The sequence below is a fragment of the Empedobacter sp. R750 genome (genome assembly GCF_030324345.1).
GTDB lineage: Bacteria > Bacteroidota > Bacteroidia > Flavobacteriales > Weeksellaceae > Empedobacter > Empedobacter falsenii_C.
In genome coordinates, this window is record NZ_JACAGF010000001.1 from 232473 (window position 1) to 258059 (window position 25587).

22 protein-coding genes are annotated in these 25587 nt (G+C 35.2%); 18 read left to right on the forward strand and 4 right to left on the reverse strand.

Annotated features, from left to right (window positions below; all coding sequences use genetic code 11):
* Window positions 1–29: 29 nt before the first annotated feature.
* The 3 genes from hemL to HXZ74_RS01240 form a co-directional block, all read right to left on the reverse strand.
* Window positions 30–1313, reverse strand: a complete 1284-nt coding sequence (gene hemL / locus HXZ74_RS01230; RefSeq protein ID WP_280050921.1) for a glutamate-1-semialdehyde 2,1-aminomutase — start codon at window positions 1311–1313, stop codon at window positions 30–32.
* A 62-nt stretch (window positions 1314–1375) separates the two neighbouring features.
* Window positions 1376–4822 (reverse strand): ATP-dependent helicase, encoded by a 3447-nt coding sequence (locus HXZ74_RS01235; protein WP_286473459.1) that lies wholly within the window; start codon window positions 4820–4822, stop codon window positions 1376–1378.
* A gap of 21 nt (window positions 4823–4843) precedes the next feature.
* Window positions 4844–5644: a hypothetical protein gene (locus tag HXZ74_RS01240; protein WP_286473460.1), complete on the reverse strand. Its 801-nt coding sequence runs from the start codon at window positions 5642–5644 to the stop codon at window positions 4844–4846.
* A gap of 374 nt (window positions 5645–6018) precedes the next feature.
* On the opposite strand from HXZ74_RS01240, the gene HXZ74_RS01245 reads away from it, so the two are divergent.
* The gene (locus tag HXZ74_RS01245) at window positions 6019–7248 is read left to right on the forward strand and encodes a site-specific integrase (protein WP_286473461.1); all 1230 of its coding nucleotides are present in this window, start codon (window positions 6019–6021) and stop codon (window positions 7246–7248) included.
* An 87-nt stretch (window positions 7249–7335) separates the two neighbouring features.
* Here the strand turns inward: HXZ74_RS01245 and HXZ74_RS01250 are convergent, their stop codons facing one another.
* The gene (locus HXZ74_RS01250; RefSeq protein ID WP_286473462.1) at window positions 7336–10401 is read right to left on the reverse strand and encodes a DEAD/DEAH box helicase; all 3066 of its coding nucleotides are present in this window, start codon (window positions 10399–10401) and stop codon (window positions 7336–7338) included.
* Between the two features lie 869 nt (window positions 10402–11270).
* Here HXZ74_RS01250 and HXZ74_RS01255 point away from each other — a divergent pair.
* The 17 genes from HXZ74_RS01255 (at window position 11271) to traM (ending at window position 25585) form a co-directional block, all read left to right on the forward strand.
* Entirely contained in the window at window positions 11271–12062 is a 792-nt protein-coding gene (locus HXZ74_RS01255; RefSeq protein WP_286473465.1) for a phage tail-like protein, read from the forward strand.
* 24 nt (window positions 12063–12086) lie between these two features.
* Entirely contained in the window at window positions 12087–12437 is a 351-nt protein-coding gene (locus HXZ74_RS01260; RefSeq protein ID WP_286473468.1) for a hypothetical protein, read from the forward strand.
* Window positions 12434–13879 carry a relaxase/mobilization nuclease domain-containing protein gene (locus HXZ74_RS01265; RefSeq protein ID WP_286473470.1) on the forward strand — a complete coding sequence of 482 codons (1446 nt, stop codon included), beginning with the start codon at window positions 12434–12436 and terminating at the stop codon, window positions 13877–13879. The genes HXZ74_RS01260 and HXZ74_RS01265 overlap by 4 nt, the downstream gene beginning before the upstream one ends.
* Window positions 13880–13931: 52 nt before the next feature.
* Window positions 13932–14579: a ParA family protein gene (locus HXZ74_RS01270; protein ID WP_286473675.1), complete on the forward strand. Its 648-nt coding sequence runs from the start codon at window positions 13932–13934 to the stop codon at window positions 14577–14579.
* Window positions 14580–14641: 62 nt separating this feature from the next.
* Complete coding sequence (locus HXZ74_RS01275) at window positions 14642–15094, forward strand: hypothetical protein (protein WP_286473472.1); 453 nt, start codon at window positions 14642–14644, stop codon at window positions 15092–15094.
* A gap of 118 nt (window positions 15095–15212) precedes the next feature.
* Window positions 15213–15536, forward strand: coding sequence for a DUF4134 domain-containing protein (locus HXZ74_RS01280; protein ID WP_286473473.1), 324 nt, complete (start codon window positions 15213–15215; stop codon window positions 15534–15536).
* 1 nt (window position 15537) lies between these two features.
* Window positions 15538–15852, forward strand: a complete 315-nt coding sequence (locus HXZ74_RS01285) for a DUF4133 domain-containing protein (RefSeq protein WP_286473474.1) — start codon at window positions 15538–15540, stop codon at window positions 15850–15852.
* The gene (locus HXZ74_RS01290; RefSeq protein ID WP_286473477.1) at window positions 15824–18892 is read left to right on the forward strand and encodes a TraG family conjugative transposon ATPase; all 3069 of its coding nucleotides are present in this window, start codon (window positions 15824–15826) and stop codon (window positions 18890–18892) included. The genes HXZ74_RS01285 and HXZ74_RS01290 overlap by 29 nt, the downstream gene beginning before the upstream one ends.
* Window positions 18893–18942: 50 nt before the next feature.
* Window positions 18943–19203, forward strand: coding sequence for a hypothetical protein (locus HXZ74_RS01295; protein WP_286473478.1), 261 nt, complete (start codon window positions 18943–18945; stop codon window positions 19201–19203).
* A complete protein-coding gene (locus HXZ74_RS01300) occupies window positions 19200–19856 on the forward strand; it encodes a hypothetical protein (RefSeq protein ID WP_286473480.1) in 657 nt (218 codons plus the stop codon). Before HXZ74_RS01295 ends, HXZ74_RS01300 begins: the two co-directional genes overlap by 4 nt.
* Window positions 19857–19866: 10 nt before the next feature.
* Entirely contained in the window at window positions 19867–20589 is a 723-nt protein-coding gene (locus HXZ74_RS01305; RefSeq protein WP_286473481.1) for a hypothetical protein, read from the forward strand.
* A 74-nt stretch (window positions 20590–20663) separates the two neighbouring features.
* Window positions 20664–21332 (forward strand): hypothetical protein, encoded by a 669-nt coding sequence (locus tag HXZ74_RS01310; protein ID WP_286473483.1) that lies wholly within the window; start codon window positions 20664–20666, stop codon window positions 21330–21332.
* Between the two features lie 4 nt (window positions 21333–21336).
* A complete protein-coding gene (locus HXZ74_RS01315) occupies window positions 21337–22167 on the forward strand; it encodes a hypothetical protein (RefSeq protein WP_286473485.1) in 831 nt (276 codons plus the stop codon).
* 2 nt (window positions 22168–22169) lie between these two features.
* Window positions 22170–23411, forward strand: a complete 1242-nt coding sequence (locus tag HXZ74_RS01320) for a TraJ family protein (RefSeq protein ID WP_286473488.1) — start codon at window positions 22170–22172, stop codon at window positions 23409–23411.
* Window positions 23412–23413: 2 nt separating this feature from the next.
* Complete coding sequence (gene traK, locus HXZ74_RS01325) at window positions 23414–24028, forward strand: conjugative transposon protein TraK (RefSeq protein WP_286473490.1); 615 nt, start codon at window positions 23414–23416, stop codon at window positions 24026–24028.
* A 2-nt stretch (window positions 24029–24030) separates the two neighbouring features.
* The gene (locus HXZ74_RS01330; RefSeq protein WP_286473492.1) at window positions 24031–24384 is read left to right on the forward strand and encodes a hypothetical protein; all 354 of its coding nucleotides are present in this window, start codon (window positions 24031–24033) and stop codon (window positions 24382–24384) included.
* Complete coding sequence (gene traM / locus HXZ74_RS01335) at window positions 24380–25585, forward strand: conjugative transposon protein TraM (RefSeq protein ID WP_286473677.1); 1206 nt, start codon at window positions 24380–24382, stop codon at window positions 25583–25585. The genes HXZ74_RS01330 and traM overlap by 5 nt, the downstream gene beginning before the upstream one ends.
* Window positions 25586–25587 lie beyond the last annotated feature (2 nt).

Below are 25587 nucleotides of genomic sequence, written 5' to 3' on the forward strand. Positions count from 1 at the left end.
TAGAAAACTACTGCATTTTTTGTTTATTATTAACCTTCGAAGCTTCTCACAGCATCTAATGTTTTATTGATTTCTGTATCTTTAATTGCATCAGAAATAAACCAAGTTTCGTATCCAGAAGGAGCAATGTAAACTTCATTTGTCAACAAATGATGGAAAAATTTATTGAATCTTTCGTGATTACATTTCGTTACATCTGTAAAGTTTTTGATTTCTGTTTGTTCTGTAAAGAACACAGACATCATCGAACCTAAACGATTGATATGATTTGGAATTCCTTTTTCTGCAAAGATTTTAGAAATCTCTTTATCTAAAGTTTCAGTTGCGTTATCAATACGATTAAATAATTCTCTATCATTATTAATAATATTCAACGTTGTGATACCAGCACGCATCGCAATTGGATTTCCAGATAAAGTTCCAGCTTGATAAACAGGACCAAGAGGAGCAAGGTGATTCATGATTTCGCGACGAGCAGCAAAAGCTCCAACAGGGAAACCACCACCAATTACTTTACCAAATGTTACGATATCCGCATTGATGTTTAAACGCTCTTGCGAACCTCCCATCGCTTGACGGAAACCTGTCATTACCTCATCAAAAATTAATAAAGCACCGTTTTCATCACAAATTTGTCTCAAACCTTCTAAGAAACCTTTTTCTGGAACAATACACCCCATGTTTCCTGCGATTGGCTCAACAATAATGGCTGCAATTTCATCTTTATTTTGTTCGAATAAAGCTTTTACATCTTCCAAATTATTGTATTCTGCCAACAACGTATCTTTCGCTGTTCCTTGCGTTACACCTGGAGAATTTGGATTTCCAAAAGTTGCAGCACCAGAACCAGCTTTAATCAAAAATGAATCTGAATGTCCGTGGTAACAACCTTCAAATTTTACAATTTTATCACGATTTGTATAACCTCTTGCCAAACGAATTGCAGACATACACGCTTCTGTACCAGAGTTCACCATACGAACCATGTCGATATTTGGAACAACGGATGTGATTAACTTAGCAATTTCAGTTTCCAATTCAGTTGGTGTACCAAAAGAAAAACCATTTTTCATTTGTTCAACAGTCGCATTCAAAACACGCGGATCTGTATGCCCAATAATCATTGGTCCCCAAGAATTGATGTAATCCACGTAAGCACGTCCATCTTCATCATAAATATAGGCACCTTCGGCTTTTTTGATAAAAATTGGCGTTCCTCCAACAGATTTAAATGCACGAACAGGAGAATTTACACCTCCCGGAATATATTCTTGCGCGTCTTTGAATAATGCGCTACTTCTTTGATACAACATAATTTTCTACAAATAGTTGCACAAATTTACTGAATCTTAAACGAATTAAGAAGTGATTTTAATTAGATTGTTAGTTTATAGGTAGATTTATTTTCTAAATAATCAATTAAGGTTTTAATCAATTGATTTTCTTTCAAAATGGCTTGATTTCCAATTAAAAATAATTGTTCTTTTGCGCGCGTTAAGGCAACATTCAGCTTTCTATCTACATTTCCTTGATCGTTCATATTCACCAAGGCATTCAATTGCGAATGATACGTCACAGCAAAACTATACAGAATAATATCGCGCTGACTTCCTTGATAGCGTTCCACTGTATCAACTGTAATTTGTTCGTGATTTGGAATATTTGCTAATTCTAATTTTTGTTTAATCAACGCAATTTGATTTCTAAAAGGGGCAATAATTCCAATTGTTTTCTTTGGATCAAATGGTTTTTGATTGATTTCATATAAATGAATAATTTCTTGCACAAACTTCACAATCAAATCGGCTTCTTGTACATTCGTTGAAGGCAAATAAGGATTTTCGTCAACATTGATAAATGCAAAACGATGATTCGTAATAAAGTTTTGTAAATCATTTGCTTGATTATAATGTTCAAAATGTAAATCTGCACGTTGACGATTTAAACTTTGTTTTATTTCATCATTTAAATTTGGAATATCAAAGGCTACGTTTAATTTTCCATCATAAAAATAATTGTTCGGAAAATCTGCGATTTCAGCGTGCATTCTTCCTTGATAAGTCAATTGGTCAAACGCATTTTCGTAATTATTTCGTTCACAAAATTCATACAAACGCTCGAAAATAGAATTTTTACGATTGATTAAACCAATATTTTCTAATAATTCGTTATTTGTTTTCGCCAATTCAGGATTTTGTAAAACGATTGCAGGCAACTGTTTGTGATCGCCAATCATAATAAAACGTTCTGCTTTTGGTAAAATTCCAACAATTTGTGGCTCTAAAATTTGAGAGGCTTCATCAATAATAATTGTATCAAATTTCTTTAATTTCAGAATATCATTTTTACTCGAAATCGAGGCTACAGTCGAAACAAAAATGCGTTGTTTACGAATAATATCTTGAATCGTTTTTCTCGAAAATTTTTCTCCTTTTTGTTCTAAATTAGCATCTTTTTGCTCAATAATTTTATTCAATAAATTTTGATGAAATTCAGGAGAAGTAGATAATTCATTCCCAATTCTGATGAATTTTTGTGCAATTTGATCAGAAATAGCCGAATTGATCGATTCACATAATTCATCAACTGCACGATTTGTATAAGCTAAAAGCAAAATATTACAATCCTGTTTTTCATAGATTTCTTTCACCAATTCTTTGATGATGATTGATGTTTTTCCTGTTCCCGGAGGTCCATTCAACAAAAAGTAATCTTTTGCAGAAAGTGCTTTTTTCAGAATTCGATTTTGTTCATCCGAAAGATTTGAATTAAAATAATCATAATTCATTTGACTTCTTGGAACAGATTGCGTTAAAATCAAATCTTTTTTCGCTTTAGAAGAATGAATTAATCCATACAAATTTCGATACATCGAAACAAAAGAAGAATCCATAAAATCTCGTTCTAAAGCCCATTTTCCTGTTGAATCAAACGAATCAAAAAAGCGTGTATTAGGTTGTTGATAACGAAAACGCAACACAATAAATTCTCTCGAAATACTTTTGATCGTACACTTAAAAACCTGATTCGTTAGAACAGAATCTTTGAAATTATTTCGAGTATAAAGAATGCAAATATCACCTTCGCGAATCGAAATAAAATCATTCGCAGGATTGGTTCTTTTTAGCTTGATTTCACGTTTTGGATCAGAAATATGATTTTCTACAATTTCTAAATCATAAATAATCTCGAAATTATTATTTTTTTCTTCGAAAGTATTCAGCCACAAACTCGCCAAACCATTGTTGGAAGTCGATTGTCCCAAACCAAGTTTCGCCATATATTGCTCTTTCGCAATGAAATTCGTAAAAGAGTAGAAGTAAGCCTTTTCTAATGGCGAACTATTTTTAATTGGATAGATAAATTTATCCAATTGTTCTTCTAGAATTTCTTTGAAACGAGGGTTGATTTTTCGTTTAATGAAGTTTGCAGGTTTAATCGAATAAATAGTTGATTCAATATCGGTTAATGTATGATTTGCTAAACGATTTTCATTGATAATTATTCGATTTCTTAAATCAAAAATGCGTTGAACTCGTGCTAAAGTTGGTACATCAAAACGTAAATTTCCTTGATATACTTTCGAATAGAAAATATAACCTTCGGTGTTTTTTGTGACATCTTTAAACTCTAAATCATACAAAACACCAATAATTTGGTAGTATAAAAAGAGCTGCGTCGCATGATTTGGCTTGACACTTTTTCCGTCATCAGGAAAAGGTGCACCACCAGATTTTAGCTCGATAATTTTATTCTTTCCTTCAGGATTAATGTCCAATAAATCCAAACGACCTTGAATTCCGTACTGTTCGCACAAAAAAGAAGGCTCTATTAATGCACGATCCAACGAAATATCATATTGCGGAAAGTCCTCTATCAACACTTTTTGAATACGATCAAAATGACCTTTCGCTTCCAAGTAATAATCTTTCAAATCTTGTGGATTCGTCAAATCGTTGCACGCCGTATATTCTAATGGATAATTTTTGAAATCATTCTTGAAAATCTCATTAAAGTCCGTGTTTTCAATGTTTTCTGTTGAAAAATGATCGACAACTGAATTGGCAAAATTTCCTAATCGAATGTGTTTGCTGTTTGGCGCTTCTTCAAATTTTTTCTGAATATAATGTAATTCGGAAGTTCCATAATCTTGAAAACATTCAGCAATTGCCGAAATGTCAACCAAATAATCTGGTTCGAGAATGATGAAACGTGGATGATAAATTCCTTCTTCGTCAATCGTCGAATTGACTAAATTTAATTGTGCACCAACCCAAAAATCCTCAACAGAAGTGAAGTTTTCATTTACGCCATCTTCATCAATTTGAACTGTAATATTCTCATCTGTTTCATTATCTTCATGATCGCAAATCAAACAATCTCGTTTGATTTCAATTACTTGAACACGCAATTTTTTAACCCGATTTCGAGTAAGAATTTTGTTGGTATAAAATTCTTTTTCAGGAAAATAGTAGATAATTTCTGCAGGAATCATTACTTCATAAATAGAAGAAATAAAATCCGCAACATATTTATAATGTGTAAAATATTCGTGTTCTATCGGTTCATATTTTTCGCTCAGAATTCGTTGAGCCGTTTTGCGAAACGAATGAATTTTAGTGGAAACTTGGTATTGATTACAGATAAAAGATAGTTTCGAGAAAAAGTTAGAAAACTGTAACGCTTCGTTTTTTGTCAACTCAAACGCAATATTTTCAACCAAACGTTTTAAATCTAAATATTTAGAGTTGATTGGTTTATTGGCAAGTTGGATTTGTAAAACTTCATTTAGCAGTTGATTTCCTATTTCTTCTCGATTCACGGCGATTAATTTGGTGTAAAATTAATCAATTTTTTGAAGAAGTTTTTTGAATATAAAATCATCACTTGCAAACATACTCTTTTTATGTTTTACGGCAAAATCAATGTATTTTTTTCCTCTTTTTTCATTACCTAACTTCATAAGGGCGATGCCAAAAACTAATGAATTGAGTAAATTAGTATGATGAGTAATTGTTTTTGAAACTCGATTATTTAATATAGTACATATTTCTGACCATTGTTCATTAAAAGCTAAACAAACGGAACGTGTTGAAATAAAATTTATAGATTTTGTTAATTTATTTACATCTTTTGAATATAAATCTGCCAATTCGTAATTCTCATTTAAGCTGTAGTAATAAGAAACATTATTATTTACATATTGCTTATATTGTCTATTTTTTTCTAAATTATTTAGTAAATAATCTATTTTGTTTTGGCAATCGTTTGATGAATTATTTCGGACATCTAAATAAAAATCAATGAAATGAGAATAATAATCATTTGGTTTTTGTTGCAAAATTTTTTGATTGATTTCTCTTAGACTTTCATATTTATCATTATAAATCAAATAGTTTCTTTGTTCTTCAATTTCTGAAATATGAATTATTTTATTTTTATTCAATATCAAATTGATAATGCTCAACATATCATTATCACCTGAAATCCCATTATAGTTATATTTAAATGGGATAAATGTGCTAAGAAAAAGAATGACATTAGGAAACATAATTAAATAACCAAGTATTCCATTTTGGATAAAAATTATGAATCCAATAAAAATTAAGATTGCGTTAAATATAAAGCCAGCAGAAAAAATCAAAATTCTTTTATACTTATTAAGGTTAGGATTATCTAAACTTACATGTACTGACCCAGAATTAATATGATTATAAATTTTTCTTTTAAAATTATATAATAATCACTACTATGCAGACAAACCCTGACAAAAACAGGACAACGTCAACATATTGATGATTTTATGAGGAACAAATTTAGACAAAAAAAGCCATAAATCTGCCATAGAGAGCCAAAGTTGACGCTCTAAATCGTACCCCCTTTTTATGCAGACAGAAGGGAGACACCAAAACGGTTGAAATGGCACCATTTGACTTATAACCGACTGATATTGTCCACCCTGCAAACCGCTCATTTTTAGAGGTTGAATTTAATTTTACAACAATAAAAATGAAGCGTATGAGAAGTACATTCAAAGTCCTTTTCTTTCTGAAAAGAGACAAACAGAAAAAAGATGGAAGCGTGCCTGTGTATTGCAGGATTACCATTGACGGAAAAGAAGCCCGTTTCGGGATGAAGAAAGACATTGACCCAAAGCTCTGGAACATTAAAGAAGGAAAAGCAACAGGGAAAAGTGCAGAATCTTCTGAAGTCAATGTTCTGCTTGAAAAAACAAAAGCAGGAATTCACAAAATTTACAGGGATGTTCAGGAACGGGAAAATGCAGTTTCAGCAGAAAAAGTAAAAAATATTTTCTTGGGAATCGACAGTAAGCAATATATGCTGATGAAAGCATTTGATGAACACGTTGAAGAAAAGTTTAATTTGATAGGTAAAAGAATTGTAAAATCAACCTATTATAGATATTACTATTTACGAATCAGGCTATCAGAATTTCTTTTAGAAAAATATCATCTTTCGGATATTCCACTCCGAGAAATCAACTACCAATTTATTCGTGATTTTGAAATATATCTGCTGACGGTTCGGGGAAACAAGCAAAGTACCATTGCCCAATATTTAATCAATCTGAAGAAGATTGTTGAGCTGGCTTACAAAAACGAATGGATTTTCCGGAATCCTTTTATCAATTATAAAATAGAAGACGAAAAATCAGAGAGAGGTTATTTAACCCAAAGAGAAGTCGAAATTTTGATGAATTGGAAACTGGATAAAAGACTGGAACGTACAAGAGATGTTTTTATTTTTTGCTGCTTTACCGGCTTATCTTATATTGACGTCTTTAAATTAACCAGAGAGCAAATCCAGTTATCCATTGATGGACAACAATGGATTATGGGAAAACTGGAGAAAACCGATATTGATTATTTTATCCCGATGATGGAGATACCTAAGAAAATCCTTGAAAAATATAAAAGTCACATCTTCAAAGACGGAAAACTCCTTCCTGTAAAAGTAAGTTTAACAGTGAATCGTCATTTAAAAGAAATTGCTGAAATCTGTGGAATCAAAAAGCATTTGACTTTTCACCTTTCTCGTCACACTTTTGCGACTTTAACAATGTCAAAAGGTGTTTCATTGGAAAGTGTAAGCAAAATGCTGGGGCATAAAAATATACAAACCACCCAAATTTATGCTAAAATGACGACTGAAAAAGTCGGCAGAGATATGGCAGTTTTTGCCGAAAGCATTAAGGAAACCGAAAGAAAATTTGTGGTGAATTTTTAAGAAAATTTTGTTTTAATGTAAAAAACGGAAATAGTTTTTAAAACTGTTTCCGTTTTATCTATTCTTAAATACAGAAAATCCAAAGCATTAACCTATAGTATTGACCATTACATTAAAATAATCACAAGAACCCCATAGATTTTTGTTACCAATCACGTAAAACCGTTTTTTGGCTCTGGTAAGGGCAACATTTAGCATATTAGGCTTTTGAGAAGCCCAGTTTCTCGCACCTGAAGATTGAGGATTACTGCCTAAAACAAGGAAAACAATATTGGCTTCTTTTCCTTGAAATTTGTGGATAGTGCCACAAGAAACTTTCTCGTCAGTTCTGAATGTATTTTTACAATAATTAGCAATAGATTTAAAAGGTGAAATAACATAAATACTGCCACTATAGCCTACGTCTCTTAATTCTTGAATTTTCTGTTGAAGCAATGTGATTTCTTCTAAAATGACGTGCTTATTGACCAAAGTAATTTCCGTGCTGACATTGAACCAACTAGATTTTCCGATAAATACTTCTTTCGAATTTTCATCAATGCCATTTACCATTTGGTTGGAGTATGCAATTTCATTGGCGATGGAAAACATAGGATCATCACAACGTCGGTGTGTCCGCAAAGGAAATCCTGTCCATATTTTTTCATCCGAATCACCTGTTGTCATATAAGTGCCGTTTGTGGATACTCTGTCTGCCAATTGCTGTACCGATACTTGGTATGGAGACCAATTTAATGATACTTTGTGTTCGTTTCGTATTTTTGTCGTTAACTTTTCCGGCATTGTAACCACCGGTTCCACTTGCAATGGATCACCAACAATTACGCATCGTTTTGCCCGGTGTATTATCCCCGCTGCGGATTGAGGCGTAGCTTGTCCAGCTTCGTCAATTAACAACCACCCGATTTGTTCTTTGCTTAGATTTGGGAACAAACGTCCTGCTGAAGCCAATGTGGTAGAAACTACAGGCACACAGAAGAAAAAGGAATCCCATAAATTTTGGGAAATCTCAGCATCAACTTTTACCCATCCCGATGTCATTTCAAAATAAGTTTTTAAATTATTTCTGAAATTCTTCGCATTCGCTAAGATTGCATCGTGGTGCAATTGCAATGCAGAAAGGAAAATATCGCTTCGCAACTTAGCAATTTTGGAAGAATGGTATGGATACAATAGATGAATATCACTAATATCCTTTTCGGTAAAAGCTACATCAAAAATATACTTTGGTTCAATTTCATATTCATCTGTTAGTTTCTTTTGAAGATTGTTGTAATTAGTAAAAAATGATGTTATTTCTTCCCGTAAATTATTGAGTTTGTCTCTTTTTGAAATGAACTGCTTTGTTTCTTTGGAGTTATCGCCCAGTTTTTCTTTTATTTCGTTTAATTCAGAATTTATTTTATTTAACTGGCTTATAATTCCTCCGGCTTCTTCGTTCCATTGCTTAAAACTATTGGTATTCAATAGCTTTTGAAAAAAGAATAGCGAAGGTTTGAGTTGTGTATGCAGTTGTAAAGCCGACTGAGTTTTTTCGGTATCTCTTTCTAAACTGTTTTTTACTTCGGTTAGGGTTTGTTTTTCGTTTGAAAGTTGAAATAAGGATTTATCTATTTGTTTTAATTCTGAAACAATGCTCGCTTCTCGCTTTCTATTCTCAACAAATTCAGGTAATAATTCGTGAAATTGATTTGCTATTTTTTTAAACCCTTCAAACTGATTGACAAGCGATTTAAATTTCTTGTTTTCTGCTTCAAAGGATTCTCGGTACTGGTGTGTTGTATTATTGTTTTCATCTTTATAAATACTATACAACAGATCTTCAAAACCTAAGGTTTGTTTTTCTTGATTGCTTACCCAAAATGCCTTTCTGAAATTATTCCGATTTTTCGCGTTACCAAGAGCAGCAGCCAAAACACCCCAACTTGCTTCTTGAATTAATTGTGTTGAACACTTCGAAAAATAATCAGCATTTTCAAATACAGTTGTATCAATTTTTGATTTAGCAGGTAATTCTTTACTGATGTTTTCCACCGCAGCGTTATTATTACTTGCTATTACGATGCCGAAATTATTTTGAAATTTAGCATCGAGTAGATAAGTGTGTAATGGATAACCAGATTCTTTTTCAACTTTTCTATATCCACCTCGTTTAAAGATATTATCACAACCAAGTCCAGAAATGACTTTAGCTCTTTCCACAATAACTTCGGCAATCACATCTAACAAAAGGGTTGTTTTACCTGTTCCTGGCGGACCATTCACGCCCTGTATACCAGTGGAATTTCGGAGATTGGAAAAAATTGTATTTACCGCACCAAATTGTGCTGTATATAATCCATAATCTGTATTTGACGGCCATTTTCCAGCCGTTAAATTTTTTGGATTAATGCTATCAAATAAAAACTGCTTTTGTTGAATTAAATCTTTGCGATTATTTAATGTCGGTTCTATGGTTAAATAGTCTAGTAAAGCCTTTCCATACTGTTTTTTCTCTATCCGAGATAAATAATTCAAATCATCCAAAAAGAAACTGTTCAGAAATCCTGTGTTTTGCTCACTATCTTTTGGTAATTCTTCTGCCAAAAGAAAAACTTTGATTTCATCATTGCACCATAAAGTATGTTTTTTAAGATACTCAATCTCTTTTTCGATATGTTTCGATGTAACAATATCGCCTTTTGGTTGGTTTTGATCTTTATCGTCTTCAAGACTTATTTTGGGAATATTATATCGTTCTAAAAAATCTTCTTTTGCATCTTCTAAATCTAATGAAACGGTAGATAATACCTTGCTTCCTTCCAAAGCTTTTATACCAAAAACATAACTTGCCACAACATAACTATCTTGCTGTGGACGACCTTCTTCGTCTAACGATAATGTTGAAAAACAGCTAAATCCTTGAACGGGTTCTTCCCAATCATTCACTTCATCCGTTTTCAGCAAAGTGTTTAAATGTTCAAGAATCTGCTTTTTTTCAATCTTTCCAAAGATTAGAGTAAAGCTCCATTTGTAGTGCTTTTTCGGAGGAATTACAGAACTCAACCAAGGTAAATTTTCATTTGGTTTTAATATTGAAGCTTCTTTATTTAAATCAGGAATATCGAATATTTCTATATCCCTCCAAAAGTTGAGTATGTCTTGTTCTTTCAATTTTATTTCAGGTAATTTGTAGGTAGCAATTTATAAAATATTTTTTCAATTCGTATGGTGTTGGGATAAGTAAAATCTTTAATTTTCAACATACATTTAGAATCATACGGAGGAGTTCAATCAGTAAAAATATTGTAAGATTTAACCACTTACCTATAAAAAATATTACAGGGTTCAAACGACCAACCTGTAAAGAATAAGATAGGGTGTTACAACCGACCTATAAAAAATAGTTTAGGGTTAAACACTCACACCTGTAAAGAATAATGGAAGGTTAAACTACCAAGCTGTAAAAAATAACGCAAGGTTCAAACTACCCACCTACAAAAAAAATATAGGGTTAAACATCCAACCTGTAAAGAATAAGACAAGGTTCAATCACCCACCTATAAAAAATAATGTAGGGTTAAACACTACAACCTGTAAAAAATAGTGCAAGGATAAACTGCTGACCTATAAAAAATAATGCAAGGTATTAATTTCATACTCTGAAAATCAGATTTACAAAAATTGATATTGATAATCAACAACTTATTAAAATCAGGATAACTGCCTTATCCTCTTTTCAGAACTCTGAAAAAATCAGCCCATTTATTAAGCAAGATGTGTCTTTGTATATACAAACTTTTCAAGTTTTATATCCAAAGACGATCTTGCCTTTTTTGCAAAAGGAGAAAAAACGGCGGAACTTGTTTTTTTCTTAAAAATGAGGTAGAAGAATCCAAATTAGTACAATTTATTCTTTTTTAATCCACGCCTATTCCAGAGTAATCCAAAATAGTCTTATTCAGTCCAAAGCCTTTGAATACTATTGTTTTCACGATTTTGATGCTCCAATTTTGTAGCAGAAATTTTAAAATAAAAACAGAATGAAAACAATGATTTATTTTTTTCTGCCTTTTATCGGAATAGCTGTTCAGGGACAGGTCGGTATCAATACCGAAACACCCGAAGCTACTTTGGAAGTGGTAGGAAAACCCAACGACACCACTCACTATGACGGTATTATTCCTCCCCGCATTACGGGGAACCAGTTAGCAGCAAAAGTATATTCGTCTGCAAAAAAAGGAACAGTTATTTTTGCCACAGCTCCGGCAACCAATTTATCGGGACAGGTAATTCATGTCACGGAACAGGGATTGTATTGTTTCGACGGCAATGTGTGGCAGCCTCTTTCCAAAGAAAAAGATCCTATCGAATATTACATCCAATTAGTACTTGACCCCAATAGTACCGCAGCACTATCTGCTTCTACTACGTGGTCAGCTCCCGGAAATCAGTGGGGAAATACAAATGCTTATTTAACATCATTTAAACGTTATAACATCGGAACTAAAAATTATGGAGGTTTAACAGGAGTTATCATATTCAGAAAAATTCAAGGAGTTGTAAACGTTCACTTTCAGATGTACAGATCATCTGCTTCCGTCATTACAGGAAATGCATCTCTTAACCTTGAGAATTTATACAGAGATCTGGGCTATTTTCCCAGTCAGATCGTTTTATTGCATACGGAAAATTCAACACAACATTTTCCTGCCCTGCTTGAAAACTATTCCTTACAGATTCCCCAGACTTCATTAAGTGCAATGTCTACCTCGTATTACACCTACGGTGACGTAGACGGATATTCATACTGGAGGAAACCTTTTTATCCCTAATGTTTTCAGAAGATTGATAATAAAATGGGAAAAGAAGACTTGATTATCATAAGAGTGCAAAAATTCCGAAAGGATAACTGGAAGAAGCTCTGTCTGGAAAAGCAAATTTCCTTAACAAGTTTAATCATTGATTCAGTTGAAAACAGACTTATGAATGATGAGAGGAGAAAAGTATTAGCGTTCATTGAAAAGCAAGACAACATTTTTGGAAAAATAGAAACCAATATCAATCAGGTTGCAAAAATTGTGAATGGACAAAAATTTATTTCAGAAAATGAATTACAGAAATTCTCCAATCAACTGACTGAAATCACAAAACTGAAAGTCCGGCAGAATGGAATTTTCCTCAAAATCTATTCAATTCTCGGAAAATGATTGTAAAAATTATGAAACCCGCAGGTCCCAATTTTCCCGGAGTGCAATACAACGATAATAAAATAGATGAAGGAAAAGGCGAATTAATGCTGATGAAAAATTTTCCGTCATTCATTAACGAATCAAGCAGTAAGGAAGAAGTAAAATCTTATCTGGCTTCGGTTTCCATAAATGAAAAAGTAAAGAAACCACAGTTCCATGCAGCTTTATCTACAAAGTTCAGGGAACACTCCAAAGAAGAGCTTACCCAGGTAGCCGAAAAGTTTATGGATGAAATGGGTTACGGAGATCAGCCGTTTATCGTGGTTTTTCACAACGATACCGAAAACAACCACGTTCACATGGTTTCAACAAGAGTAGATAAACAGACAGGAAAAAAGATCAACGACAGTTACGAAAAGCTGAAATCACAAAGAGCTTTAGCTAAAGTAATGCAAAATATATATGGAATAAGCAATGTAGAAAATATCAATAAACTTCTGAGTTACCGGACCAGCTCTTTAAAACAATTGGAACTTTTACTGGAAAGACATGGATTCCGGTTAGCTCAGAACAAAGAAGACAAAACCAAATTAGATATTCTCAAAAACGGAGTCCGAGAAAAAACGATTACCGGAAATGAGATTGTTTTTGACAACAAAAAGAATGAAAACAGGACAAAACAGATCAAAGCCATTCTATCGAAATACAAGGAGCTTCATTCGTGCAATGTTTTCAAAGTCGAAGACCGCCGAAAACAGGAAGCAATGCTTCCTGAAGAAAAGCAGGATGAAGAGGGGAAACCAAAAATTGAATTTGAAAGTGAGCTTCAAAAAAAATTGAAAGACACTTTTGGGATTGACATCCTATTTCATCATAAAGACGGACAGAAACCTTTCGGATATTCTTTGATCGATAATAAAACCGGAACAGTGTACAAAGGAAGTGAGATTATGAAAATGAATGAATTGTTTGAATTTACTTCCCTGGAAATGGACAAAAGACTTTTTGAGCGATTGAAAGATTTTAACATTCCGGACAAAGAAACCAAAGCAGTTCTTCTGAACTATTTAAAAGATAAACATCCCGAAAATGAGCTGCATGGCTTTATGCTTTTTGAGAACAAGAAATTTAAAAATAAAGAAATATTTAGTGCTGTCAGAAATGATGTGAAAGATCATCTCAAAACACAGAACCACAATGATGTCAGCATCGTAAAATCAGAGAACGGGAAATATTACGCTATTCATTCCGGCTTGCACTACATCGGAGAACTGGAAACATTGATTGGAAGTAAACAGCTTCAAAGTTTATTAAATCCTACTGTAAAGACTGACAATAAGAAAGCAGACGGTTTGGAAAAGGTAATTGATGATTTCTTTTTTGATATGATGAAATCATCAGCAGCAGCAAAAGACCCGGTAGAAGATGAACTCAAAAAAAGAAGAAAAAAAAGAAAATGAAACTGATAGTTGTCTACTAAAAATCATCAACTATCAACTAAAAACCAATACAATGATTATCACATTTGCGACACAAAAAGGAGGAGCCGGAAAAACCACATTGGCTATTGCTTTTGCCAATTATATTTCAGCAGTATCCGAGAGAAAGATCAATGTTTTTGACTTTGACTATCAGAAGTCCTTTTACAATAAATGGAAAGAAGATGAAGTATCAGAATTGCCGAAACTCTATGAAGTGGAAATTGCAGGAGATGAACAGCGCCCTTTTTCAGACTTTGAGCAGCTGATCGGTCTGAAGGAAAGCAAAGATGTGAATGTCTTCGATTTAGCCGGAACACTTGATGAAAAATACAGCGACCTGTTGATTTACAGCGATGTGATCATCATTCCTTTCGAATATTCCGATGTATCGGTAAAATCCACATTGGTTTTCAAAAATGTTCTGGGAATGCTTGAAAGCGAAGCAGAACGGATTTTCATCCGCTCAAAATACGACAAAGGATACAAGTATCTCAATCAGAAAGAAATGGATACCGAGATTTCAAAATACGGAATGCTGATTGAAAGTCCGGTATTTAAAAGAAACTGTCTGCAAACCATTGATACCAGAAAGCTGACCTATGAACAGAAATATGCAGTAAAGAATCCTTTCAATGAGATCATAGAATACATTAATGAAGCACTGCAAACCACCATTTGAAATATGAAATCAGAAAAGATTAAAAATTTGGCATCAGTAACTCACCATTAAACCCTAAAAAAATGATAAAATTTTCGCTCCTGCTTTTAACAGCCTACGTTCTTTATTATGCAGGAAATATTATTTACGACCTATTTCTCAAAAAAGCAGCGACAACAAACCAGGAAGAATCAGAGGTCTTTTCCCTTTCAGACTTTACCGATGAGAAAGAAGATGCAAAAATTGTAGGCATCGAAGATGTTGAAAACCTCAATACACCACAGTCGTTCACCAAAAAAGAAATCCTGCTGAAGCCTTCCTCGGAGGATGAAGAAAGACTGAGTTTGGATGAACTAAGACAGCGTTTTGAATCCGAGCAGGATTTGGATGATATTTCGGATAACGAACCCGAAAAGGAAAAAGAAGCCCCGAGAACCAAAGATAACGGATGGCAGCATATCCTTAACCTTTCGGAAACAATGGTTCAGCTGGTTTCCAACATTGATGGACACAAGGTTTATCACTCTACCATGTAACCACTAAACAAAACATAATCACTTGATATATAATGTGTTTTCTAACACGTTACAGGGGATTCTATGCCTTTAATACTAACATATCATTCATTATTAACCTTTTATAATCTTATTTATTATGATGAAAAAATTTTTCAAAAAAAATGTGACAACAAAAAAAATCCTGACTCTTGCTTTAGTGATGATGGCAATAACTCCCGCATTTGCACAGGGAGGAGCAACGGCTATCTCAAACGCAGCAAGTGACATCAGAGATTACTGGGATCCCATTAAGCTAATTCTTAAAGCCGTCGGCGGATTGGTTGGTTTTATTGGAGGTTTAAGGGTGTATAACAAATGGACGAACGGAGATCAGGATGTCAACAAAGAAATCCTTGGCTATGGCGGAGCGATGATCTTTTTGATCGTGGTTCCTGAATTTGTAACAGCATTCTTTGCCTAATATGGGATTCTACCTTTACAAGGGGCTCAAAAAGCCCCTTGTCTTTTTCGGACTCAAAGGCAAGTACATATTTTATGCGGTGGGTGTTATCGGAGGCGGTGTAATTGCGGCGCTCATATTATCCAAATTCGGATTACTGGGTTCTTTACTGGGACTTGTTGTAACGGGAGGAGGAGTTTATCTCATCTTCAAAAGACAGGACAAATACGGCTTGTACGACAAAACCAAAAACTTCGATCAGATTTTAATTTTCCCTAAAAGATTAGACAATAAAAAACTTCTAAAGAATGGCAACAACAAAAAAACAGGCATTTAACATTCCTTTTATCGGCTACGATTATGGAAAAGAATTCAATTGGGATTTTGATGTTCTTTTCGGGCAGTACGGAAATCCGATTATCGGTATCAGAATAAAAAATAGTGTTGAGCAATATTCGGCTGACCCTGATAATTACCTCAATTTTCATACGGTTTTAAATCAGGTTGTATCCATTATTGGAGAAGGCAGAATTGTTCAGAAGCTTGATATTTTTTCAAAAAAGAAATATACAGCTGAACCATCCAATCAATTTCTTCAGCAAAAATATTCCGAACATTTTGATGGAAGACTTTTTAAAACCATAGAAACCGTTCTTTTCTTTACGGATATTGTTGATGACAAGCTGAAAAAGAAAACCAAGCAGTACCAATTTTCAGAAAAAAGCTATAAAGAACTTCGTGACAAATGCCAAAAAGTATGGATGCTTTTGAAACAGAGTGATTGCGAACCTCAGTTTTTATATGAGAAAGACTTTGAGTACTATATTTCCGGAGCTTTGTCGATGCAGTTTTCAGATGCACCCACTTTTGACAATATTAAGAGTACCAACGAAAATTTACATATCGGAAACCGATTCGTTAAAAACATTTCTTATGTTGATGTCGAAAATATTGATCTACCTTCCGAAATAGAACCTTATTCCCTATTGGGCGGAAACGGAGCCGCCGCAGAAACGGCAGTGGATAATTTTACCTTCGTCAATGAACTGGAAGATTACGAAACCATTATTTATAACCAGGTCATTACCATTCCACCACAAGCACAGCAGCAAAGAGAACTTGACAAGAAAAAGAAAAAGCACGAAGGAGCCGCCAACAATTCTCCGTCCAATGCCATTATAGCGGAAGAAATCCAAACCCTGCTTCATAACATCGCCATTGATGGGCAATTAGTGGTCAATGCCCATTTTTCACTCTTATTTTCGGCAGAAACACAGGAGAAAATGGAAAACATTCAGTCGATGATTGAAAACAAGCTTTTCACGAAAGGTATCATCGTTTCCAAAAATGCCTATAATCAGTTAGAACTCTTTCGGTCAGCACTTCCTGGCAATGCCACGGAACTCAGGGAATACGATTTATTTATGACAACAAGCGAAGCAGCCTTGTGTTTTTTTTTTAAAGAGAGTTACCCCGTGAATGAAGAATCTAATTTTTATTTGAGATTTACCGACAGACAGGGCGTTCCATTAAGAGTAGATCCGGCAGATTTACCAATGAAAACAGGAAGGATCAACAACCGGAATAAGTTTGTTCTCGGACCTTCAGGCAGCGGAAAATCATTCCTGATGAATAATATCATCGAACAATACTTAACCTACAATTATGACGTGGTTATCGTTGATACCGGAGACTCTTATTCAGGAACCTGCAAATACAAAGGCGGAAGATATATCCAATATACCGAAGAAAAACCCATTACGATGAATCCTTTTCTAATGGACAAAAAGGAATTTAATATTGAGAAAATTGAATTTTTAACCAACTTAATCTTTTTAATCTGGCAAGGTCCCGATTCTTCGATGTCGGCGGCACAAAAATCCATTTTGGATAATGTGCTGATGTCGTATTATCACCAGTATTTCAACAGAGGTACGCAGTGGTATGATAACAAAAGTTCAGAAGATCTGATTCTTTATTTAGGTAAATACAACATTCACGAAGAGGATATTTACACTGAATACGAGAATGAAGTTAACGGACAGAATACCTATTACGATATTTTGGGAATTGCTTTTGATGCTAATGCGGAGGAAATTAAAGAAGCTGGAAGAAAGCTTTTGAAATTCTATCATCCGGATAAAAACGTGAACAACCCTGATTATGACAGTGAAAAATTTTATAAGGTCTATGAAGCTTATGAAACGCTGAATGATGAAGACAAAAGAAAAATCTACAATGAAACCCAGCTGATTCTCATTAAATCCAGTGAAATCATCAAAAAACCTGAAACAGCCGATCAGTGGAACGAATCGTTTAGAAAATCCATTATTAAAAAAATCAAGGAACTTGAAGAAAAGTTGGAAGCAAAAGAACTTTCTTTCAATGGGTTCTATGACTATTGCGATAAATTCCTTCCACTATATCTGAACAACAAAAAGCACGCAATCACAGAAAAAGAATTTAACCTCCGAACCTTTTTGTTTGTCCTGAAGGACTTTTACAAAGGCGGACGATATGGAACCACTTTGAATGAATCTGCTGACAATACCTTGTTTGATGAAACGTTCATCGTTTTTGAAATCGACAATGTAAAGGACAATCCGAAACTGTTTCCAATCGTAACGCTGATTATCATGGATACGTTCATCCAAAAAATGAGACTACGGAAAGACCGCAGAAAAGCGCTTATCATCGAAGAAGCATGGAAAGCCATTGCTTCAAAACTAATGGGCGGTTACATTTTATATCTCTATAAAACGGTACGGAAATTCTGGGGTGAAGCCGTTGTGGTAACGCAGGAACTGGACGATATCATCGGAAATGCTGTGGTAAAAGATTCCATTATCAATAATTCCGATACATTCATTTTGCTTGACCAGACCAAATTCAAAGATAATTTTGACCGTATTGCAGCTTTACTATCCTTAAATAAAGTTGAGCAGAACAAAATTTTCACGATCAATAATCTGAACAACAAATTTGGAAGAAGCCGTTTCAAGGAATTTTATCTAAAGCGGGGTTCCAAGGGAGAAGTGTACGGCAATGAAGTTTCCCTTGAGCAATATTTAACCTACACCACTGAAAAACCTGAAAAATCTGCCTTGGAATATTATGTACAGGAGTATGGAAGCTTTGATGAAGCTTTGGAAATTTTTACGGCACAGGTAAAAAACTTCGAGGATGATATGGGGAGTATGATATCCCTGATTAATCTCTATCAAAAGCCTTTAGACCGAGAAGCTCTTGAGTTCTACCACGAGTTTAAAATCAGGCATAAGGGACAAAATATCTTCAAAAATTTACAAAATGAACTGGAAATGAACGAACAGACTTTGGAGGAATATATCAGTAGTACCCTGTCTTCCAGCCTGTAGTGAGAATTCGGGAAGAGAGTAAATAGGTGTAATAAACTAAAAGCCAATCTATGAAAGATGTCATCAAAAAAGAGAAAGAACAGGTTAATGGTGTTTCCGCACTTGTTGAGAATGAAATCCGAATAACAACCTGGGAAAAGGTAGTCCTTCTGTCTCACTGCTTTAAAAAGAGTACACTAAAAATAGACACGCAAACAGATAAAGAGATTATGATCACGTTTTCCGGTTTTATCGAAGATTCAGCATGCGAATCTGACTGTCGGAAAAAAGAGGAAATATGGATTAAAACGGTAAAATACAAAGCATTATGAAAACATTGAGTACCATTATCTTTTTAGGATTCGGCGTCTTATTGTACGCTCAAAACACCTATATAGACCCTACGGTAACGGCGGCAATGATCCTGTATTCGGAAAATCTGAAAGCCAAGCAGAATGATGTCATTGAGGAAACCTCCAAGCTGAAAGATGCCCAGGCATGGGTAGGAACCCAGATGGTCGTAGCCAATGACATTCAGAATAAAATACTGAAAGGGCTGAAAGAAGTTTCAGGGACTTTACAAAACGGAATTCAGGTACAGCAGATCTATTCTGAGTTGAATAAATGTTATACCTATTCATCACAGGTGGTACAATTGGCATCACAGCACCCGCAGTATGCCATTTTCGGAGTTAAGGCATCCCAAAAAACCTATGAGCAAAGCCTGAAGATCGTTACCGATATTTCAGATATTCTTGCATCCGGAGAGCTGAATCTTGCTACTGCCGGAGACCGGTATAAAATTCTTCACAACATATCCGAAAATGTAAAAAACCTGAAGCTATGGCTTTTAGCCATAAAACTTCGGTTAGAAAAAGCCAACCGATTAGGATTCTGGAATTCTATAAATCCATTTGCAGGATACATCAATACAGATAAAGGAATTGTGGAAAATATAATGAACCGGTATAAACGAAATTTTTAATCTTTTTTATATGAAATCGAAGAATGTGGTTCGCCTGCTTTATGGAGGCAAAAAACAACTATTTCTGGGCTTATTGATTCCGGCTGTTTATGTGGTAATGACTTCTATGGGTGGCGGTTCCACTCCTGCGTGGCAAAAAGAAAATGTTTCCTTCCCGATGATGGATATTCAAATCAATGCTGCGATGAAAGAACACGACAGGCAAAAAGAAATGAGGCAGAAACAGACCCTCAATGCCAGTGCGGAAGTTGCCAACAGAACACAATGGAACGACTTCAAAGACAAAGTTACCAAGATTCAGGACAGATTACGCATTGTGTCATTTGCTATCCAGGCAATACCTACCGGAATTGCGATGAGCAGAGAAATTACAAAAATAACTAACAACCAGACGGCAATCATTAACGAGATCAATACAGCACCTTATTCCATTATTGCGGTACTGCCTTCCCAGGTACAGTTTGTAGATGATCTGCAAATGGTAACCCGATTAATAACGGGGATCATTCTGTCTTATGGTGCCATGAACCAGATGGAAAAGTCAGAGCGTAAAATATTACTGGATTATGCTTTGGCAGAAGTGAAAACCCTGAGCCGGAACTCTACCCATATGCTTTTAAAGATCAGAGATATTAAAGCGAAAGTTTTACGGAACAAAAGAGCATTTCAATATTACGTTAACAGGGATAGGCAGGTCGTGGAAAATATAATGAACAACATTAAATCCTTTTAAAAATGAAATCGAAGATTATCTCCTATCAGTCGATGAATGCATTTCGCAAATTCTATAAAAAAAATAAAAGAGACATGAGCAAACAACTATTTTTTTGTGGCATCTTCCTGTTTTCTGCCATTTCAGTGAACAGCCAGCAGATTGTTATCAATGACAAGCTATTGGTACAGCTTACGAAAGACCATGCCGTACGATTGGCAAGTGAACAGACATTTTTGGATTCTTATGAAAAGCAGAAAGAGCTTTATGACGAAATCAATAATAAAACCACCCAAATCATTGCGATTCAGGAATACATCTATCAGCAGCTAAAAAATGTTAATTCAGCCCTTACGCAGAGCAAAAAGCTGATCTATCTCTATCAATATCTTGGGAAGATTGTAGAAAACTCCGACAGAATGTTAGAACTATCTGCTCAACATCCTGAATATGCCGTATTGGTTTCAAAGTATTATGTTGAAATAGGTAAACAGGTCGTAAAGCTTCAGCAGGAAGTAACACAGGACATCCTGAACGAAAATAAAGATTACCTGATGGATGCAATGGACAGGGAAATGCTTATTGAAAAGGTCTTTACCCGAGTCAGAAATATCAACGGGAACATTCTCTATATCATTTTGCGATTGGAGAATGCAAAGAAGATCCCTTACCTGTATCAGGTTCCTGTACTTAGAAATTACATCAATATAGACAAAGCCATTGTCGGAGATATTATCACAAAATACAAATACATCTTTAATTAAAATTATGGAACAACTATTCAAAAAAGGAAAATCTTTCCTCTTTCTATTTATTGCAGCCAGTGTATCGGCACAAATCAGTGTCAAGAGATTGAACGACCCTTCTATTGTCGCCCAGCATAAAAGGATGACTTTTGAAAGCTGGGGAGACTGGCGGCCATATCCCAAATATTTCCTGGGTATTCAGACGAATTTCGCTTATGCCACGGTTTGGGGAATGTGGGCGCCCAGCATCAATAGGGATTATAAGGATGGCGACGATATAAGACCATTAAAGCCTACGGGAGTACAGAATCAGAGATACGCTCAATTAAAATTCGAGGAAGAAGAAGCCAAAAAGATAAAAGCGGCATCCGACACTATTTATAAACGAAATGTACAGGATTTTGCCCATTGGACTTCAGCTACTGTGGATGCAGACCCTCTTTGGCTGCTGTATTACAAACGAATGCTAAAGCCCATTACTGAATTTCCCGACATGCCCCAAAATTTTATGGAATGGCGGCTGAAAGACCAGCAGACGTATGAAACTCTCAATACGACGGGGACACTAAAAAGGCTTCAGGAAGAACTGGATTTAATCAAGGAAAAATATGCAATGTCCCGATCTATGGATATGCCGAGAGGAAAAAGGTTCATTATGTATCATGAAACACTGATCAGATGGCGAAAATTTGTTCAGGAATTAAGAAAGTATAATAATAAGACCACACTGCTTTTAGATTATAAAAATATTCTGAAGAACCATTTACCTACTGCTTTACCTGCCAACTGGACTCCTGCGTCAGATAAACAAATCGTGCATAATACCATGCAACAATACAAACACCGATATTAGATATGAATAAAACACTCACACTATTTTGTTGCCTATTGGCAATACTATTGCCTGTCATGGGGTTTGCCCAGACAGACAGTGATTACAGCAATCTCCTCCAATTTTTAAAAGGCGACGGTGCTTTTGAAAAATGGTTTATGGAAGTTTTTACAAAACTGGACAACAGTGTACAGGACAGTGCTGCCGGATCCGCATTGGTCGGAAGAGCCATCGGAGGTCTGGGAGCTTTGATGTATCTTGGATATATGGGCTGGCAGATGGCAGCCGGAGATCGTGAATGGGAAATTACCCCCATGCTGAAACCTATCCTCATTGGATTTACACTCGTGTATTGGAGTGGATTTGTAAGTATGATTCAAGCTCCTTTTGAGGCGATTGCTGAACCGGGAATCTCCATTTTCAGCGATATCGAATCCGAGGTCAATGATTTAAGGATCGAAAGATTTAAAAAGCAGCAGCAATTGCTGGATGCGGTAATAAAGCTGAGGGCCGAAGAAGATGCCAAACAGGATGTCATTGACAATACAGGCAAAGATGCAGACGATTCGTGGTTTGATATCAGCGAGGGATTGGACAAGCTCATTCAGCCGATCAAAGAATGGTCAATAAGAATGGAGTTTCAAATGCAAAAATTAGTGGCTGAACTCATTGAATTTGTATGTCTTTCCATTCTCAGGGTTTGTGTCTATCTTATTTTCTTTATCCAGAAAATCTGGGCGTACATTCTTATCGTTTTAGGACCAATCGCAGTTGGAATGGCTCTCATCCCCGGATTTGAAAATTCTTTGTATAGCTGGGTATCCAAATTTATCAATATCAATCTGTACACTTTTGTCGCTTACACCATTATCAATATCGGTCAGCAACTCATCGCTTCCGGCTATGAAATGGAAATTGAAAGGTATGATACACTTTTAACCAACGGAACCATTACCAATTTAGATGCATTGCTGGTTTATGTAAGTAATTCAGGCATGATCTACAATCAGCTCTTTACCTGTGTGGCATATATCGTAACGGGAATCGGAGTTTTAATGACACCGACCATTGCCGACACGATTGTTACTGCCGGAGGAGCCGGAGCAATGACCAAAATGAAAAGTGCCGCAGGAAAAATGGCGAGCAGTGCCAAAGCCGCTGTTTTGGCTGTTAAAACAGGAGGAGCCTCTGCCGTAAAATCCGCAGCGGCAGGCTCTGCATCCAGTAGAGTGAATAGTGCAATGAATAATAAACAAAACAAATAAAAATGCTTATCAAAAATATAGAACAAAGAATTAAAGTCAATAAGATTGTTTCATTGTCAGCCATTGCTTTTGCGGTTTTCATTGTTATCGGTGGTTTTTTCTTTGCGTACAAAATGATTGAGGATGCCCGAAAATCCATTTATATTCTGGACAATGGGGTTCCGGTTCTGGCAAAGCAGACCGATGTCTTATTGAACAGACCTGTGGAATACAAAGCCCAGATCGAATTGTTCCACAGGCTGTTTTTTACGCTCGCTCCCGATGATGCCTATATTAAGGATAATATTCAAAAATCGCTGTATCTGATTGATGACAGCGGAAAAAAAGAATATACCAACTTAAAGGAAAAAGGCTTTTATAACCAGATTATTGCTTCCAGTTCCATGGTAAGCATCCATACCGATTCGATAGCAGTCAATATGGAGCAGAAAAAATTCGCTTTTTTTGGAAAACAGATGATTACAAGAAAATCATCCGTCATTACACGAAAATTAATTACAGAAGGCTTTTTTGAAGACATCATCCGAAGTCCCAATAATCCTCACGGTGTGATCCTTAAAAACTGGCGGATCATCAATAATGAAGAGATTTCAAATCAAACTAAAAATTCGTATTAACAATGAATGCTTTCCTCAAACAAACCGGACAAAAGTGGCTGGATTGGGCGGTTAAAAACCCAAAAAAGTTTTTTACCTATTCAATGCTTTTTCTGTCGGTTTCATTCGTCATATCTATGATACAGGGAATTTTCTTTCCTTCTGAAACCGCATTTAAAATAAAGCCTCCAATTCTGTATTCCAATAGCAATACAAGCCAAAATACAACTGTAAACAACGAAAAAGAAATGGAAAAAATAGTTACCGAGCTCAAGTCTTTAAAAGTAAAAAGGGACAGCCATGCTTTACAAAAAGAAGACAGCCTTAGAATTGAATATTTGTTTAACCAATTTCAAAAACTAAAAAATGGACATTAAAAAAATTGATTTCAAGCAGAAGAAATATATACTGCCTCTTTTGGCATTACCGTTTCTGTTGCTTTTTGTATATGTAGGCACTCAGTTTACCAAAGAAGATACATCGAAAAAAGATAAGCCCAAGGAGCTTTCTCTTTCGTTAGGAGAAACGCAGGATTCCATTATGACTAAAAACGATGCGTATGATGCTTTTTTCAAAAAAGATGATAACAGAACCATGCTGGAAGGTCTGAGTAAAGAAGAAGACAGCTTATTAAATTATGGAGATCAGCTGTCATTAGCCCAGAAAAGAAAGATCGATTCATTGAAAGCAGTTTCTTCAAGGCAAAACGGGTATCAGGCAAAAGGAAACCCGTCATCGTATTATAATCCGAATCAGCAGAATGACGACAAAGATTACAAAAGGTCTTCGGATATCATCAGAATGCTGAATGATAAATCGTATGGAAAAGAGGAAAATAATTACGCTGATGCTTCAAAAGAAAAGACACAAAGTGTCCAGCAAGACCCAGTTAAATATCTGAAGCAGCAAATGCTGGTGATGGATTCCTTAGAAAAAGCAAGAGATCCTGAGTATCAAAGTAAGCTGGCGGCAGAACAGATGCTCAAAGCGAATAAAGAAAAAATGGACGAGTTTCTCAATTCCACATTCAATGTCAGCAAATCCGGCATTAACAACGGCTTCAATGCTTTCTATAAAGAAAAAGAAAACAGCTTTATCAAAGCCGTGATTGATGAAAACAACAAAGGTCTTCTGGGAAGCAGAATCCGGTTCCGGCTATTGGAAGACATCTTCGTAGGAAACAGAAAGATCGATAAAGGCTCAATTCTTTACGGACAGATTTCAGGATTTTCCATGCAGAGAGTTGACCTGACGATTGTATCGGTATTTACCAAAGGGGAAATTTTCCCTGTTAATCTGTCGATTTATGATATTGACGGAATGAAAGGATTGTATGTACCCCAAAGTGTTTTCAGGGATATGTTACGGGAAATGGGAAGCAATTCTGTTCAGGGAACTCAGATGGATATGGGTGGACAGGGATTTTTTACCAGCATTGGTTCCAAACTATTTACTTCTACTTCCAAATCCATTGCTAACCTTATCAAAACCAACAAAGCCAAATTGAAGTACAATTCCTATGTATTCCTGATTGACGAAAAACAATTAAAAGATTCACAAAACCAACAAAAAAAATAATA

Coding starts and splice junctions, on each gene's coding strand:
- HXZ74_RS01305 (WP_286473481.1), top strand. CDS start 19,867: ATGAAATCGAAGAATGTGGTTCGCCTGCTTTATGGAGGCAAAAAACAA.
- HXZ74_RS01280 (WP_286473473.1), top strand. CDS start 15,213: ATGATGAAAAAATTTTTCAAAAAAAATGTGACAACAAAAAAAATCCTG.
- HXZ74_RS01310 (WP_286473483.1), top strand. CDS start 20,664: ATGAGCAAACAACTATTTTTTTGTGGCATCTTCCTGTTTTCTGCCATT.
- HXZ74_RS01330 (WP_286473492.1), top strand. CDS start 24,031: ATGAATGCTTTCCTCAAACAAACCGGACAAAAGTGGCTGGATTGGGCG.
- HXZ74_RS01245 (WP_286473461.1), top strand. CDS start 6,019: ATGAGAAGTACATTCAAAGTCCTTTTCTTTCTGAAAAGAGACAAACAG.
- HXZ74_RS01315 (WP_286473485.1), top strand. CDS start 21,337: ATGGAACAACTATTCAAAAAAGGAAAATCTTTCCTCTTTCTATTTATT.
- HXZ74_RS01285 (WP_286473474.1), top strand. CDS start 15,538: ATGGGATTCTACCTTTACAAGGGGCTCAAAAAGCCCCTTGTCTTTTTC.
- HXZ74_RS01320 (WP_286473488.1), top strand. CDS start 22,170: ATGAATAAAACACTCACACTATTTTGTTGCCTATTGGCAATACTATTG.
- HXZ74_RS01260 (WP_286473468.1), top strand. CDS start 12,087: ATGGGAAAAGAAGACTTGATTATCATAAGAGTGCAAAAATTCCGAAAG.
- HXZ74_RS01290 (WP_286473477.1), top strand. CDS start 15,824: ATGGCAACAACAAAAAAACAGGCATTTAACATTCCTTTTATCGGCTAC.
- HXZ74_RS01295 (WP_286473478.1), top strand. CDS start 18,943: ATGAAAGATGTCATCAAAAAAGAGAAAGAACAGGTTAATGGTGTTTCC.
- hemL (WP_280050921.1), bottom strand. CDS start 1,313: ATGTTGTATCAAAGAAGTAGCGCATTATTCAAAGACGCGCAAGAATAT.
- HXZ74_RS01265 (WP_286473470.1), top strand. CDS start 12,434: ATGATTGTAAAAATTATGAAACCCGCAGGTCCCAATTTTCCCGGAGTG.
- HXZ74_RS01275 (WP_286473472.1), top strand. CDS start 14,642: ATGATAAAATTTTCGCTCCTGCTTTTAACAGCCTACGTTCTTTATTAT.
- HXZ74_RS01255 (WP_286473465.1), top strand. CDS start 11,271: ATGAAAACAATGATTTATTTTTTTCTGCCTTTTATCGGAATAGCTGTT.
- HXZ74_RS01300 (WP_286473480.1), top strand. CDS start 19,200: ATGAAAACATTGAGTACCATTATCTTTTTAGGATTCGGCGTCTTATTG.
- traK (WP_286473490.1), top strand. CDS start 23,414: ATGCTTATCAAAAATATAGAACAAAGAATTAAAGTCAATAAGATTGTT.
- HXZ74_RS01270 (WP_286473675.1), top strand. CDS start 13,932: ATGATTATCACATTTGCGACACAAAAAGGAGGAGCCGGAAAAACCACA.